We start from the raw sequence: 15,914 nt of genomic DNA, 5'->3' as shown, positions 1-15,914 counted from the left end.
TGTGCGCCTTTCCGGTGGCGCGAACCACCGAAAAGGCGCACGGGCGCCCAGCGCCTACAGGTCGAGCGCGAACGCGAGCATCGCGTCGCTGACGAATGACGCGGTCCCCTCGCCGTGCCGGTCGTAGTTCGCCGCGAACCGGGGGTCAGCCACATACATCTGGGCCAGGCCCGCGAACTCGTCGGCGCCGGGGCGACGCCCCTGCCAGCCCGCCGCGACCCATTCGTAGTGCCGACGGGTGATCTCCCGCACTTCGGGGCTGTCGGGCGCAAGTCCGGCGGCGTGGGCGCGTCCGTAGTCGGCGGCGATCGCGGCCAGCCCCAGCCCCAGTTCACGCAGCAGCAGGATCCGCTGCAGCCGCGCGAGCGCGGCCTGGTCGTAGAAGCGGTACCCGTTGGCCCCGATGCGGCTCGGCTCGAGCAGGCCCAGGCTGCCGTAGTGCCGCAACGTCCGGCTCGTGGTTCCGGTGATCCGCGCCAACTGCTGGATGGACCACTCTCCGGGTCGGTTCACGTCGCACCTCCTCGACCTCGATCTTCGTCGGTCCTTCCAGCGTGCAGGTTGACGCGACGTCAAGGTCAAGCGGAAAACAGAAATCGGGCAGGACCCACGGAGAGTTGCTGATTCTCCTGGGGTTCCTGCCCGATTCCCTCAGGCGCCGGCTGTCGGCGTCCTCCTTCTATCCGGTAGCGCTTCCCGGCTCGATCTCACCGCTGCCCTGAAGCACCTGCTGCAGGACGACGCTCGAGTCGACGACCTGCGCACCCAGCGTCGGCGTCCACACGATGGTGCCGCCGGCGTAGGCACGGAACTTGCCCGACTCGTCGGGCAGCATCAGCTCCGGGCCGGTGGGTTCACCGAGACTGCCCGCCGGTCCCCCGAGGTCGCGGTACTTGGCGTCGATCAGCGACTCGGGATCCGCGACGTCGGCGACGGCCGCGACATCGACAGGCTCGGCGATCGGCAGTGGTCCGCTCGAGCCCGGCAGGGGCGGGAGCGGGGGCAGCGGCGGAAGCGGGGGCAGCGGGAGCGACTCGAGCGAGCCCGGCGTGATCTCCGGCAGCGGCGGCAGTGGGATCGACTCGAGCGAACCCGGCGGCAACGGGATCGGCAGTCCCGGGATCGGCCCCGGTGCTCCACCGCCGCCCACGGTGAACCAGTCCGACTTGAGCCCGAGCTTCCACCGGGCTTCGTCGCCGGTCGCCTCGACGGTGCGGGTCGAGCCGGCGACCCGCACCCGGGTCACGCGGCCGCCGTCGGCACCCAGCCCGTTACGGCCGATCACCTCGAACGAGAACAGTTCGCCGACCCCGAACGCGTTCGCGATGGCCCCGGCCGTGACGGTCTGCGTCCAGTTGCGGTTCGGCGACATGACGTCGCCGTCGTCGGGGACGGCCGGGAAGACACCGCCGGCGGTGAATCCACCGGACGAGGACGAGAACTCGGCGGCCACGGTCTGGTTACCGCGCTTGAGCACGGTGCCGGCGGTGGAGTTCACCGCGTCGGTGGTCCGGCGGTCCTCGTTGGACGACCCGCGATACACCTGGCAGGACTGGGTGTCGCAGGTCTGCGCGTACCCGTAGCGGCGCTCGGCCGCGGCGTACGAACGCGCCGCGATGGCCTGGGCGCGCAGCGCCTCCCGCCCGCCGGAGTCGGCCCACGACGGGACCGATTCGGCCGGCACCACACCATAGAGATAGTCCTCCATCAGTACCCGGTTCACGGTCCGCCAGGCGCCGTTGCCGTCGCGCGTGGCGTTCATCGCGCCGCGATACGGCACGTTGCCGTCGCACAGTCGCAGGTGTTCGTTGGCCGGACGGTTCCCGCCGAGGTTCACCGGGTCGACCCACGGATGGTTGGTGGAGCCCCGCCAGATCTCGCGGCCGGTGCACCCCTCGGTGACGGTGACATCGGCGCCACCCGGCGTCGGGGTGAGGTGCGCGGAGGAATTGGGCCCGAAGTAGCGACCCGCGACGTTGAGTCCGGCCTGCGAGTAGACGTCGAGGCGCTTGTCGTCGCGGCCGAGCAGTCGCACGGCCACCCACGGGTCGTCGACTCGGCCGAGGGTGGTGTTGCCGTAGTAATGGCCCACGATCCGCTCCGCTGACCAACCCTGATTCTTGGCGTAGCCGTAGGCGCCGTACTGGCCCATCCCGCGGCCGTGTCCGTAGCCGTGACCGTTGAGCGTGATGGATGTCTCGGCGGCAACCACCGGCGCGATCGCGGGTTCGGAGTCACGCTCGAATGCGGCGAGTCCCACCACGGCTCCCACCGCGAGGGCCGGGGCCAGCCCGAATGCTGTCAGTCGGGCCAGGGACCAGGAGGGGCCGGCCACGGATCGTCGGCGGATACGGACACCGCGATTCGTGACTCTGCGGAGACGGGGGGTCGCCATACTGCGCTCCTCATCGGTGAAGGGTCCGGAACATCGCGCGAGGTCCGGAAACGGTCGTGCCGACGACGCAGCTGCCGTGGATCTGGAGCGAGGCAGCCGCCCGACCTGCACACTCCCAAAAGGCTCAAGCTAAGGTTGAGCGTTATGGATGTTGCGACTAGTGTGGCAACTGTGACTGGTGTTGGCAACAGCTACCACTGAGGTAACACCAATCACATCAGTAACATCTGCATCACAAGTTGCAGACATCCTCGGATGATCTGTGGACTTCCTCCCGGGGCAGCCCCCAGGATTCAGTCCGAACCCCGACCCCACCGGGATCGGTCCGGCCGAGAGGTCGCTCGCAGCGCACGAAGACACCCCGCGCACTACCACGAGGAGAATTCGCCTTGCCGCACCGTCGACCGAAGAACTCGATCGTTCTGGCCGCAGTCGCCGCGGTGGCAGTCGCCACGCCGTTCGCGGTGCAGGCCCTGAACAGCGACCAGTCCGATGTCCGCTCCGCCAGCGATTCCTACCCGACGATCGAGACCCAGATCGCGGAGGTCGTCCTGGCCTCGGTTCCGGACATCGTGATCCCGCTCAAGGAACTCACCGGGCTCGATCTTCCGGACATCCACCTGCGTGACCTACCGTTGCCGACCCAGATCCCGCTTCCGGGTGGCGGTTCGCTCGACCTGCCGTCACTGACCACGCCGGACGCGCCGGGCGACATTGCCGCTCCCACACCGGCACCGACGCCCGAGACGACGACGGTCCCGGCCGATCAGCTCGGTGCCACGGTCAAGGAGATCACCCGGGACGAGCCGTTCTCGATGGTCGCGCTCACCGCGCCGGACCTCGAGTCGACGGTGACGAAGCTCCGCGCGAAGCTCGCCGACGGGTCGTGGGGTGAGTGGTTCACCCCCGACGTGATCGAGAGCGGCAGCTCCGACATGGCATCGCAGTCCGGCAAGCAGGGCACCGATCCCGTGTTCGTCGGCGAGACCAATGCGGTCCAGATTCTCGTGTCGCCCAAGGACGGTGCCGCCGCCGGCACCGCTGGAACCGGCGAGCAGGCAGCGCCGGCCGCAGGGGCCCCCGCGGAAGCGCCCGCCGAGTCCCCGGCCCCGGACGCAACGGCCGAGACGCAGCAGCCGCTGGGCTACGTCCCGGCAGCGGTGTCCAAGCCGCTCCACGCGGCCACCGTCAACGCGAACGACATCGCCGCCGTCCTCATCAATCCCGGTAGCGGACCGCAGGATTCGAACCTCTCCGACATCGCGACGCCGACGTCGGTGAACGGCATCAACGTGATCTCACGCAAGGCGTGGGGCGCCGACGAGGGCATCCGCTGCCAGAACCCGACCTACGACGACTCCACCGGTGGCGCGACCGTGCACCACACGGCCGAGAACAACAACTACACGAAGGACCAGTCGGCGGGCATCGTGCGCGGCATCTACGCCTACCACGCGCAGACGCTGGGCTGGTGCGACGTCGGCTACAACGTGCTCGTCGACCGCTTCGGCCAGATCTTCGAGGGACGTTTCGGTGGCCTCGACCGCCCCGTCCAGGGTGCGCACGCCGGTGGCTTCAACGAGAACACCGTCGGTATCGCCATGATGGGCAACTTCGTCAACACCCCCGCACCGGCCGCGACGATCGAGTCGGTGGGCAAGTACCTCGGCTGGCGGCTCAAGCTCGCGAACCTGAACCCCAAGGGCTTCACGACCATGTACTCCGAGGGCACCTCGTTCACGAAGTACCCGCTGGGCACGGCCGTGAATCTGCCGATCATCTTCGCGCACCGCGACGTCGGCTACACCGAGTGCCCGGGTGACGCCGCCTACAACCAGATGAACCAGATCCGTGACATCGCCGCAGCCAACTACGGCGGCGGAGTCGGCGGCCCGCCGCCCACGAACCCCAGCTCGGGCAACAACGGCGGGAACAACAACGGCGGGAACAACGGCGGGAACTCGCTCGACCTGGCACAGCACATTCCGGCCGTCGTCAACGGGATCCTGTCGATCGCCGACTCCAACCCGATCGCACAGCAGTGGCTGGCCATGGGCGGCAACCGCAGCATGCTGGGCGACGCCATCACCGGACTGCTGACCACCGCGACCGGACAGCTGTACGCGTTCTTCCAGAACGGCGCCATCTTCACCTCACCGCAGGGCGGGGTGGTCACGATGCTCGGCGAGATCTTCAAGTCGTGGCAGGCGTCCGGCGGCGCACTGAGCGACATCGGTCTGCCGATCAGCGACGAGTACCGGGTGGCCAACGGCTTCCGCAGCGATTTCGAGCGTGGATCGATGATCTTCGACGAGACCACCAAGCAGGTCACGACGATCCTGAACTCGCCCGCAGCGGCACCGGCGGCGGCCCCGGCCGCAGCAGCACCGGCGGGCACGGTCTCCGAGGCCCCGGTCCAGATCAACTGATCACCGCTCGCGACAACGAAAGCGCTTCCGCTTCCACACAGTCGGCGGATTCCAGGCGTTGTCGCGACACGCGAACCGAACACGAAGTGCTTGCCACGACCGAGGTCGTGGCAAGCACTTCGTGTTCGACGATCCGGTTTGCTCTCACATACCCGACGCATGTTCCTGTTCGACGACCCAAGCCGCGATCTGCGCCCGCGAAGCGAACCCCAGTTTCGTCAGGACATGCTCGACGTGCCCGTCCACCGTTCGTTGCGAAAGTACGAGTCGGGCTGCGATCGCCTTGTTCGTCAGGCCCTCGGCGACCAGCTCGGCGACCTGCTGTTCGCGCTTGGTCAGGTCGGTCGGGGCACGGGCGGCGGCGGTCCTCTCGTCGGAGCGCTCGCCGAGGGCGAAGGCGATCGCGGCATCCAAGTCCAACGAGCGACCCTCGCGGTAGGCGGTTTCGAACGCTCGCGCACCGAGTGCGCGACGGGCTTTCCGCTCGGACTGTTCCCCGTAGGGGAGCAGACTGGGAAACAGAATTGGCGGGCTGCCCACGGTATGCCGCAGTTCGGCGGCGGCTCCCATCATGACAGCGGCCCGCCGAGAGTCGTTGCGCTCGGCGGTAATCCACGCCAGTGCCTGCAGACACGTCGATGTCGTAATCAGATTGTCCACCGGTCGAGTAAGCAGGAGTGCCTTTTCGAGTTGTTGTATCGCGTAATCGCTGTCTCCGTGCCGCCATAGGGCGATTCCCATGGCCGCCAGCGCGCGAGACCTGTACACCGACTCACCGTGAGATTCCGTGATGGCCAGCACCTTCTCGTGATTGGCAAGAGCTCGAGCGGTCTGACCGCTCATTTGGTAAACCCATCCGAGCAGCAGGAGCGCATAGATCCGTGGCGGGAGGTCGTCCGGTACTTCGGGTACCTCGGTGGCCTCTTCGAGGCATTCCCGTGCGCGGTTCAGATCCCCGCCGGCGACAGCGACGAACCCCTCGGCGGCGGCGACGAAGGCGTGCGTCAGGGGGTCGACTCCGACTCCCGGCACCTCGAGGGCATGAGCTTCCGCGACCCAGGTGTCGGCCGCTGCCAGGTCACCCTGGATCGCAGCGAACTCGGACGCGGCGAAGATCGCCTTGGCGCGTTCGACGGTCGAGTCGCGGCGGGGCTGGGCCAAGGTGCGATCGAGCCAGCGTCGGCCCTCGCTGACCAGTCCCCGGGAGCGCCAGAATTCGTAGAGGGCCGCGGCGATCTGGAGTGCGCTGCCGTCGCGCTCGGAGAGGCCGAACTCGAGGGCTTCGCGCAGGTTCGGCAGTTCCCGCTCCAGCCGGGTGATCCAGTCGAGCTGACGGGGACCGATCCACTCGGCTTCGGCAGCCAGCGTCAGCCGCTGATACCACTCGCGGTGCCTGCGGCGCAGATCCTGGTACCGGTCGGCGTGCGTGATCGCGTCCCGACCGTAGTCACGGATCGTGTCGAGCATCCGGAAGCGGACCTCGCCGTTCGATCCCTCGCAGATCAGGATCGACTTGTCCACCAACGCGGTCATCGTGTCGAGGGGATTGTCCGGCGCCCCGTCGCCGCCGCACACGTACTCGGCCGCACCGAGGTCGACGCTGCCGGCGAACACCGACAGCCGACCCCACAGCTGTTGTTCGGCGGGCGTGCACAGGTCGTAGCTCCAGCCGATGGCCCAGCGCAGCGTCTGCTGCCTGGTCGGGGCGCTCCGGCTGCCACGGGTCAGCAAGGCGTACCGGTCGGTCAGCCGCTGCAGGATCTGCTCGGGCGAGAGCGTCCGCATCCGCGGCGCCGCAAGCTCGATCGCCAACGGCAGCCCGTCCAGGCGAGCACAGATCGCGGCGACGACGCCCCTGTTCTCGTCGGTGAGTTCGAAGCCCGGTACGGCGGAGGAGGCGCGTTCGGCGAACAGCGTCATGGCGTCGAAGCGGGACACGTTCTGCCGGGAGAGAGTGTCGTCCGGTTCGGGAGTCGTCAACGGGGACACCCTGATCACCGATTCGCCGCCGATGCCGAGTGCTTCTCGGCTGGTGGCGAGGATGCGCGGCTTCGGGCATCTCGTCAGCAGTGTCTGTGCCACGTCGGCGACGGCCGCGATCACCTGCTCGCAGTTGTCGAGCACCAGGAGCGTGGTGCGCGGGGCCAGGACATCGACGAGAACCTCACGCACAGGTCTGGCCGACTGGTCGCGTACTCCCAAGGAGGTGGCGATCTGCTCGATCACCAGCGCGGGGTCGCGCAGCTCGCCGAGTTCGACCAGCCACACGCCGTCGGGAACTGCCCGCTGTGCGGCCGCGGCAGCCCGCAGCGCGAGCCGGGTCTTGCCGACCCCGCCGATGCCGGTCAGCGTCACCAGACGAGCTGCCGACAGGGAATCTCGCACCTGCGACAGTTCGGTGCGGCGCCCGACGAAACTCGTCAGTTCCGTCGGGAGATTTCCCCGGCGTGCCCGGTTCTTCCGCGCATCTCCCGCCGCGATGTCGGTGCCGGCCGACGGTGCGGTCTGCCGTTCGAAAACCGGGTCGGCCTCTGGCGCAGTGTCCGCGACGGACGGGCCGTCGCCACGCTCGAGTCGGCCGAGCTGCTCGCCCAACGCCTCCGGGGTGGGGCGCTGGAGGGGGTCTCGCGCCATCGCCGCCTCGATGGCCGCACTGACGTCGGCGTCGATCCCACTCTCGCGCAGGTCCGGTACGGGTTGGGTGGTGATACGCAAGAACTGTGCGACCAGTCGCTCACCGTCGTAGCGCTCGAACGCGGCATGGCCGGTGAGCGCGCAGAACAGGGTCGCGCCGAGCCCGTACACGTCGGCGGCAGGCGTGGGGGGTTGGCCGCCGAGCACCTCGGGGGCGGTGAAGGCGGGCGAGCCGGCGACGATGCCGGTGGCAGTCTGGAAGCCGCCCGAGATGTGGGCGAGACCGAAGTCGGCCAAGGCCGGCTCACCGTAGTCGGTGAACAGGATGTTCGCCGGCTTGATGTCGCGGTGCACGATGCCGAGCCGGTGCGCTGCCTCGAGCGCCCCGGCCAAGTTCACCCCGAGCCGCAGCACCTCCTGCACCGGGAGGGGGCCGCTTTTGCGAATCCGGGCGTCCAGGGATCCCTGCTGGTGGTACTGCATCACCAGGAACGGTCGCCCCGATTCCGTCTGGCCGACCTGCAGTATCCCCACGATGTGCGGGTGTCCGGTGAGCTGCCCCATCGCGCGTTGCTCGCGCAGGAATCGCGGCAGATTCTCCGCGTCCGGTTCGGCCGCGAACATCTTCACCGCGACCGTCCGGTCGAGACCTACCTGGGTGCAGCGGTAGACGATCCCGAACCCACCCCGCCCGATCTCGACAGCACCGTCGAACCCAACCGCGCTCAACTCCGCGGCGGGGGCCGACTCCACGTTCCGCTGTGTTCTGAAGGGATCGTTCTCGACCATGAAGTCACCTGCGATTCAACTGCCAAACCAGGGTAGCCCGACGCAGGCCGACCTCGTCTTCCCGAATCCGGTGCCGACCGTTTCGTTTCCGACGACCGATTCGTTTCACAGGTTCGTGGTTCCACCGGGCGGATCGCCTCCGGCCGACACCGGACTCGGCACAGTCGTTGCACCACAACATGGTTCACACAGGACCGGAATGCCCCACAGCCGAACTACGTGGTGGGGGCAGGGGTTGTTCTCGGTTCAGTCCGCCCAGATGCGTTCGAGGACCCGGGCCACGCCGTCGTCGGAGTTGGTGGCGGTGACCTCGTCTGCGGCCGCCTTCGCCTCCGGGTGCGCGTTGTCCACGGCGACACCGTGACCGGCCATCGCCAGCATGGGGATGTCGTTGGGCATGTCCCCGAACGCGACGATGCCCGACTCGGGCACCTCGAGGCGCTGCGCCATCAGCTGCAGCCCGGACGCCTTGGTCACGCCCGGCGCCGACACCTCGATCAGACCGTTGTTGGTCGAATACGTCAGGTCGGCCCGCTCCCCCACCAGTGGGCGCAGCTTCGCCGCCATGTCGGCGCTGCTCGCGCCGGGAACACGGATCAGCATCTTGACCGCGGGCGCGGACAGCAGGTCCTCGGGCGCCATCTCCGTGTGGCCGGGATTGAGCCAGGCGTGCTCGTAACCGGGGGCGCTCACGAACTGTGCGGTCGCGGTGTCGTGCGCGGAGGCACCGATCCGTTCGGCCGCCAGGCCGGCGCCCGGTAGCTCCCACTCCACCAGGTCCGCCAGCCACGCGAGGGTCTCGAGCGACAGCGTCGCGGCGGAGATGACCCGGTCGGCTTCCGCGTCGTAGAGCACCGCGCCGTTCGCGCACACCGAGAGCGGCGCGAAGCCCAGACCGTCGACCACCGGGCCGAGCCAGCGCGGCGGGCGGCCCGTCGCGAGGACGAACGGCGTGCCGGACTCGACCACCGCCTGCACCGCCGCCCGGGTGCGGGCGGTGACGCGTTCGTCGTCGTTGATCAGGGTGCCGTCGACATCACTGGCGACCAGGCTGGGGAGTTCGGGGTGCACCGGGCCATTCTGCCCCGTTCGGGCGACTTCCCGCCCCTGGGTTGCGATCGGTGAGCGCAATCTCACCACCCGCGTGGACGGGCCCCGGCCGCTAGCTTGCCCCGGTCTCCTTGTTGCGGCGTGCGGCCGCCTTGGCCTCGGCCTCGTCGGCGTCCATCTTGTTGGCTTCCTCGAGCGTCGGTGCCCCGCCGCCGAGCCGCGCGGGAACCCAGTACTCGCCCGCCGGATGGTCGTAGTTCGCCTGCACCCCGCGGAGCAACTCCTCCATGCGGGTGTGCAGCAGCGCCGTCATCTCGGACGCGGGTTCGAACGGCGCGATCGGTTCGCCGACCGCGATGGAGATGGGGGTGTTCGTTCGTCCGAGACGCTTGGGGAACCCCTTGGTCCACACGCGCTGCGAACCCCAGATCACCATCGGGATCACCGGGGTGCCCGATTCGAGCGCCATCCGGGCGGCGCCGGACTTGAAGTCCTTGAGTTCGAAGCTGCGGCTGATCGTCGCCTCGGGGAAGACACCCACCAGTTCACCGTCACGCAGGGCCTGTACCGCCGCGCGGTACGAGTCGGAGCCGGCGGACCGATCGACGGGGATGTGCTTCATCGCCCGCATCAGCGGGCCGGAGATCTTGTTGACGAAGACGTCGTTCTTCGCCATGAACCGGATGTACCGCTTCACGGCGCGGGCGGGCAGGCCGGCGTAGGTGAAGTCCATGTACCCGGTGTGGTTGATGGCGACCACCGCCCCACCGCGCTCGGGAACGTGCTCCTCGCCGGTCACGGTGAACTTCAGTCCCTGGCCTGCGAATACGACACGAGCAACGCCGATGATCGTTCGGTAGAAGGGTTCCACACCGAGCAGCGTAGTCGTCGGGTGGTGGCCACGGACACATCCGTTCCCACAGACGACACGGTCCCCCGCCTCCGGTGAGGGCGGGGGACCGTGTTCAGCAGCTCAGGAGATCAGGACCCTCAGGACCCGAATCCCGAGCGTCCGGCGCCGCCGAGCGACCCGAAGATGGTGCCGAGCGAACCGGCACTACCGGTGCCGCCGTTGTCCGCCGCGGTGACCTGAACCGACTGCTCGGCGGAGGCCGACGCCTTGACCCCCTGTCCGCCCGAGTAGCGCGCGGTGATGCGGTGCGCGCCGTCGGTGGTGAAGGTGTGTTCCAGATTCGCGACACCGTCGACGAGGGAGACGTGGTCACCGATCGGGAGGTCGCCGTCGTAGAACTGGACCGTGCCGGGCAGATTCGTGCCGCCTGCCACGGTGGCCGACAACGTCACGGGGCTGCCGACCGTGGCCGTCGCCGGGACCGTCACAGTGGTCGTGGTGACCGTGTCGTCCGGGGTCGGCACCGACACCTGGACCGTCTGCGAGGCTCCGTTCGAGTTGGTGAAACCGGATGCACCCGTGAACGTCGCGCCGACGGTGCGGTCACCGGCCGCGGTGAAGGCGTGCTCGAGCTTCGCGACACCGTTCGCCACGGTGACGGGGCCGCCGATGGCGACGCCGTTCTCGGTGAACTGCACGGTGCCCGACGCGTCGGCCGGGGTCGTGGTGGCGGTCAGGGTCACCGACGTGCCCGTCTGCGCCGCGGACGGCACCGACAGCTCCAGCGACGTCTGTACCAGCGCGGTGCTCACCGTCACGACCCGAACCGCCGACGTCGAGTTCTTGAAGCCCGTGTTGCCGGTGAAGACCGCGGTGATGCTGTGCTGACCGGCCGTCGTGAACGGCGTCTGTGTGGTGGCCTTGCCGTTCGAGACCGCCACTGCGTTACCGATGTTGACGTTGCCGTCCTTGAACTGCACCGAACCCGAGGCGTTCGCCGGATCGAGGTTCGCGGTCAGGGTCACCTGCTGCCCCGTCTCGGCGGTGGCCGGGCCGGTCAGGGTCGTGGTGGTCGCGACGTTCGGCACGCTGACCGCCACCGACTGTGCCTGCGACGTCGATCCGACGAATCCGGGAGCGCCGGAGAAGACGGCCGTGATGCTGTGCTGACCCGCCTCCGAGAAGGTGTACGGCAGGTCGGCCTTACCGTTCGACACCGCAACCGGCGCACCGATGTCCGCGCCGTTGTCCTTGAACTGCACAGTGCCGCCACCGGGATTCGGGGCGACGTCCGCCGACAGCGTCACCTGGGCACCGGTGTCCGCCGTGGACGGGACGGTGAGCGTGGTGGCGGTCGCCGCATCCGGGACGCTCACCGACACCGCCTGCGCGGGTGCCGACGAATTCACGAACCCGGTTCCGGCGATGAAGTCCGCCGCGATGCTGTGGTTGCCGGCCGTGTCGAACGTGTGCTGCAACGTCGCCGTACCATTCGACACCACCACCGGCACACCGATATTCGTCGACCCATCCCTGAACTGCACCGAACCCTGAGCATTCGACGGCGTCACCGTCGCCGTGAGCGTCACCGCAGAACCCGTCAACGCCGACGCCGGAGCCGACACCGTCATCGACGTCGCCACCGACACCGAAACCGACTGCGGCGCCGACTCCGACGCCTTCGCCTTCGCCGTCCCCGCAAACTTCGCCTGCAACGAATGCGCACCCGCCGACGACGGCATCCACGCGAACGTCGCCGCACCCGACGCATTCAACACACCGGTCCCGACCTTCGTCGCACCGTCATAGAAATCGACCGAATCACCCGCCACCGCACCGGACACCGTGGCACTGAGCGTCACCGACTGCCCCACCTGCACACCACCCGACACCGCAGCCAACGACGTCGACGTCGCGTTCTTCGCGACCGTGACCGTCGGCCCCTTGTCCGCATACGTCCCCGAACCCAACGAACCGCCATAATGCATCGTCGTCATCAACGGCGTCTCACGCGCACAATCCGCACCCACCCGATACGAGAACTCGAACGTACGAGTATTCGGATTCACCAGCGCCCGCACCGGCCACTCGATCGAAGACCCCTCGATGCGCGCGAAGTCAGCGCCCTTGCTCTCGAGACCCCGCGGAGAACCATCAACCTTCGCCGAACCCTCGACATACGTCAGACACGTCGGATGCAGATCCTTGACGGCGTAGATGTACTCCACCACACCAGCAGTCCGCTGGAACGTGGTCTTCGACGTGACGATGTCACCCTCTTTCGGGTTCACATCACTGATCGTCCGCGTGAACTTGCTGTCACCGTCCTGCCATGTCACCGAACCCGGTGCAGCGCTCGCCGCGCCGGCACCGGCAGTGACCGCAAACCCCGCAGCCACCGCAGCAGCAGCCCCCACCGCCACGGCCATCCGTCGGCGAGTCCTTCTGTCAGACATAGGTTTCCTCTCGACGACGGACTTCGCCGACCGCCATGGAGTGAGAAGTGGAACCTCCGGCCCGGGACCGAGGTCCTGGGCCGGAGGGAAATCGAAACTCGAGGCGACTATCCGCCGAGCGAACCGAACATCGTGCCGAGCGAACCGGCACTGCCGGTGCCGCCACCATCGCCGCCGGTGCCTGCCGGCGCGACGGTGATCGACAGGTCATCGGACGAGGCATTCACGGTGCCGGCACCCGAGTACTCGGCCCGGATGACGCGCTGCCCCTGGGTCGCCGGAGTCCAGGTGACCGATGCGCGGCCGCTGCCGTCGACCGTGGCCGTGCCGATGACGGTGTTGCCGTCCTTGAAGGTCACGGTGCCGCCGGCACTCCCGGTGACCTGCGCCGAGATGGTCTGTGCCACACCGACCTGACCGTTGCCGGCCGAGACGACGGTGCCGGACTCGGTGTTGTTCACCGGCTTAGCGGCGACAGTCACGGTCGCGCTGGAGTTGGAGCCTGTGACTCCGTTCCGGCCGGAGAACTCCGCCTTGATCGTGTGGCTGCCGTCGGTCGTCGGCGTCCACGCGTAGGTGGCCTCACCGGCACCGTTCACAGCGACCTCGGCGAGGAGCTGTCCGCCGTCCGTGAACTTGACGGTTCCGCCGGCGGCGGCCGGGTTGACGGTGGCCTTGAGCGTCGAGGCCTTGCCGACCTGGGCGCCCGAGACGGCGGCGATCGCCGTGCTCGACGGAAGGTCCACCTGGATGACCTCGATACCCTGCACGGCTGACTCGGAAGCGGTGGCCCTCGCGGTACCGAGGAACTTCGCCTTGAGGTTGTGCGTGCCACGCGCCCCGGGCGTCCACGCGTAGGTGGCGGTGCCGTTCGCGTCGAGGGTTCCGGTGCCGATCTTGGCACCGCCGTCGAAGAAGTCGACGGCGTCGCCCTGCACGCCACCGGTCACCGTCGCGGCCAGAGTGGTTACCAACCCGACCTGGGCGCCGGAAACCTGCGCGAGCGTCGTCGACGTGGTGTTCTTGTTCACCGTGATCGTCGGGCCCTTGTTCGAATATGTGCCGCTACCCAGGCTGCCGCTGTAGTGCATCGTCGTCATCAACGGGGTCTCCCGAGCACAATCCGCGCCCACCCGATAGTTGAACTCGAAAGTCTGCGACTGCGGGCTGATGTTCGGATACACCGGCCAGTTCCCCGCCACCCGCACATAATCCGCAGCCACCTCCGGACCGGAAGTGTTTCCGCTGACATACGTGAAACAGGTCGGATGCAGATCCTTCACCGCCTGGATCCACTCCACCGGAATTCCGGTCCGCTCGAACTTCGTCGACACCGTCACGATGTCACCCTCGTTCGGCGTCGTATTGCTCACCGTCCGCGTGAACCGGCTGCTGCCGTCGTCCCACGTAATGGATCCCGGTGCCGCACTCGCCGCACCGACACCGGCAGTGACCGCGAATCCGGCGGCGACTGCGAAGGCACTCAGGCCGGCGAGTACACGACGGGTGTTCTTGTCAGACATGCATTTCCTCTCGACAACGAACCTCGATGAACATCGAACCCACGTTGCGGACGACTGGGGCGACTCGCGTGGTGGACATGGTTGTGCCAGTCAGAGGGCGTATCGGTATGACGATCCGAACACGCGGGCCGCGCGGCACTCCGCCGCTGTTCCCGCGGTCGACGAAGTGAATCGCGTCGTCGATCGGGCCATTCTCCGACTCCCCTCAGAGCACGGTCACCGTGGTTCCGGATCCTTGAATCACCGGGACCACGTGTTCTTCCGCCCAGGTGTCGGCCCGACTCCACACACCTGGCTCGTTCTTCTCGACCACAAACGTCGAGTGAAACGCGCCCCACTGTATCGAACAAACGTCCAGATCTGTGTGGAAACCGTTACCGCGAAAGATTCGAGGCCCCCTGCGCATGCGCAGGGGGCCTCGAATCGAGCATCGGATCAGGAGCCGAACGTCGAGCTTCCCCCACCGAGGCTTCCGAGGCTTCCGGTGCCGGGCGAGATAGGCGCGTCAGCGACCTGCACGGTCTGCGAGGTGGACGAAGAGCCCCTCACACCGGGTCCGCCGGTGAAGGACGCGCTGATCTGGTGCGGGCCGGTCGTGCTGAAGATGTGATCGATGCCGACGACACCGTTGCCGACAGGGATACGGGGTCCGATCGGGTTACCGCCGTCGTAGAACTGGACCGTACCGGTGAGCGGCGCCGTGCTCGAGACCTGCGCGCTGAGACGCACCGAGGTGCCGGCGGTCGCATTATCGGGAGCGGTCATGAGCGTCGCCGATTCCTTGGCACTCGGGTCCGGCGTGGACACCTGGACGAGACGCCCTGCCGCACTCGAGTTGGAGAATCCGGCGCTGCCCGAGAACTCCGCAGAGATCGCATGGGATCCGTCGGTCGTGAACGTGTGCGACATGCTTGCGATGCCCCCGGCCACCGGCACGGACCCGCCGATGTTCGTGTTGCCGTCCTTGAACTGCACCGTGCCGGACGCGTTCGACGGCGTCACGGTCGCCGACAGGGTCACCGGTGCACCCTTGTCGGCCGTCGGCGGAACCGTCACCGCGGTGGTCGTGTTCGTGACCGGCTGCTGCACCGACAGGTTCAGCTGGTTGAGGGGGACCCACCGCTGCGTGTTGTTGAACGAGTAGATGTCGAACTCCATACCCGTAGTTCGCGGGCCTGGCTGAGCGTCCGCCGCCACCTTGTAGGTGAATGTCAGGGTCGCGCCCTTGTTTAGGAGCCCCAGACGGCACCATGCAGCGACGCAGTTGCCAGGTCCCTTCCAGTCCAGCCGCACCAACCCCGTGACCGAATCCTGAGTCGCGCTGCCGTCGAACTGCCCCGACTTGTTCCATCCGCCGCTCACCGAGTCGCCGCGCCACACGTTGGCGGTGACGCCCTGCAGGACGTAGTTCTGCGGCGGGTGGTCCGTGAAGTTCTGCAGATACCGGTCGATGATGTTGGTCGTTTGGAACGTCACCGTGGAGACCACCGTGTCCCCCGGGAAAGCGTTGGGCTTGTCGATCGTCTTGGTCGCCTTGATGTTGTCCGTCGTCACCGTCTGCGACACCGGATCGGCCGCAGCGACGCCGCCGCCGAGGACCGCCTGTCCGACTCCGAGCGTGGCGACCGCCATCGCCCCGACGAGCATCTTCGACACGGTTCTCCGCATCACCGATCGGGCCATTCCGACTCCTTCCAGAGCGTCCACCCCGCGCGTCGGTGGGGACACCGACTCCACGCAGCGCATACGAACGCATGTGCAAATGATTCGTCGACCGCCGGCCCG

9 protein-coding genes are annotated in these 15,914 nt (G+C 67.9%); 1 reads left to right on the top strand and 8 read right to left on the bottom strand.

Going from position 1 to position 15,914, the window contains the following annotated elements; all coding sequences use genetic code 11:
• Nucleotides 1-54 precede the first annotated feature (54 nt).
• Nucleotides 55-513, bottom strand: coding sequence for a MerR family transcriptional regulator (locus HUN07_RS01275; RefSeq protein ID WP_174907476.1), 459 nt, complete (start codon nucleotides 511-513; stop codon nucleotides 55-57).
• Between the two features lie 166 nt (nucleotides 514-679).
• Nucleotides 680-2,395, bottom strand: a complete 1,716-nt coding sequence (locus HUN07_RS01270) for a SpoIID/LytB domain-containing protein (protein WP_174907474.1) — start codon at nucleotides 2,393-2,395, stop codon at nucleotides 680-682.
• Between the two features lie 389 nt (nucleotides 2,396-2,784).
• Here HUN07_RS01270 and HUN07_RS01265 point away from each other — a divergent pair, with 389 nt between their 5' ends.
• Nucleotides 2,785-4,824, top strand: a complete 2,040-nt coding sequence (locus tag HUN07_RS01265) for an N-acetylmuramoyl-L-alanine amidase (protein ID WP_174907472.1) — start codon at nucleotides 2,785-2,787, stop codon at nucleotides 4,822-4,824.
• 144 nt (nucleotides 4,825-4,968) lie between these two features.
• Here HUN07_RS01265 and HUN07_RS01260 read toward each other — a convergent pair whose 3' ends face one another.
• The 6 genes from HUN07_RS01260 to HUN07_RS01235 all read right to left on the bottom strand — a co-directional run bounded on the left by HUN07_RS01260 (nucleotide 4,969) and on the right by HUN07_RS01235 (nucleotide 15,812).
• A complete protein-coding gene (locus HUN07_RS01260; protein ID WP_174907470.1) occupies nucleotides 4,969-8,247 on the bottom strand; it encodes a protein kinase domain-containing protein in 3,279 nt (1,092 codons plus the stop codon).
• A gap of 246 nt (nucleotides 8,248-8,493) precedes the next feature.
• Complete coding sequence (locus HUN07_RS01255; RefSeq protein ID WP_114724131.1) at nucleotides 8,494-9,318, bottom strand: HAD family hydrolase; 825 nt, start codon at nucleotides 9,316-9,318, stop codon at nucleotides 8,494-8,496.
• 91 nt (nucleotides 9,319-9,409) lie between these two features.
• Nucleotides 9,410-10,168, bottom strand: a complete 759-nt coding sequence (locus HUN07_RS01250) for a lysophospholipid acyltransferase family protein (protein WP_174907468.1) — start codon at nucleotides 10,166-10,168, stop codon at nucleotides 9,410-9,412.
• A 119-nt stretch (nucleotides 10,169-10,287) separates the two neighbouring features.
• Entirely contained in the window at nucleotides 10,288-12,606 is a 2,319-nt protein-coding gene (locus tag HUN07_RS01245; RefSeq protein WP_174907466.1) for an Ig-like domain-containing protein, read from the bottom strand.
• A gap of 107 nt (nucleotides 12,607-12,713) precedes the next feature.
• A complete protein-coding gene (locus HUN07_RS01240) occupies nucleotides 12,714-14,129 on the bottom strand; it encodes an Ig-like domain-containing protein (protein WP_174907464.1) in 1,416 nt (471 codons plus the stop codon).
• A gap of 435 nt (nucleotides 14,130-14,564) precedes the next feature.
• On the bottom strand, nucleotides 14,565-15,812 hold the full coding sequence (locus HUN07_RS01235) for an Ig-like domain-containing protein (RefSeq protein ID WP_254622727.1): 1,248 nt from the start codon (nucleotides 15,810-15,812) through the stop codon (nucleotides 14,565-14,567).
• Between the last annotated feature and the right edge of the window lie 102 nt (nucleotides 15,813-15,914).

The sequence above is a fragment of the Rhodococcus sp. W8901 genome (assembly GCF_013348805.1).
Lineage (GTDB): Bacteria > Actinomycetota > Actinomycetes > Mycobacteriales > Mycobacteriaceae > Prescottella.
This window is presented reverse-complemented; position numbering and strand designations above follow the sequence as displayed.

Coding starts and splice junctions, on each gene's coding strand:
- HUN07_RS01270 (WP_174907474.1), bottom strand. CDS start 2,395: ATGGCGACCCCCCGTCTCCGCAGAGTCACGAATCGCGGTGTCCGTATC.
- HUN07_RS01260 (WP_174907470.1), bottom strand. CDS start 8,247: ATGGTCGAGAACGATCCCTTCAGAACACAGCGGAACGTGGAGTCGGCC.
- HUN07_RS01245 (WP_174907466.1), bottom strand. CDS start 12,606: ATGTCTGACAGAAGGACTCGCCGACGGATGGCCGTGGCGGTGGGGGCT.
- HUN07_RS01240 (WP_174907464.1), bottom strand. CDS start 14,129: ATGTCTGACAAGAACACCCGTCGTGTACTCGCCGGCCTGAGTGCCTTC.
- HUN07_RS01235 (WP_254622727.1), bottom strand. CDS start 15,812: ATGGCCCGATCGGTGATGCGGAGAACCGTGTCGAAGATGCTCGTCGGG.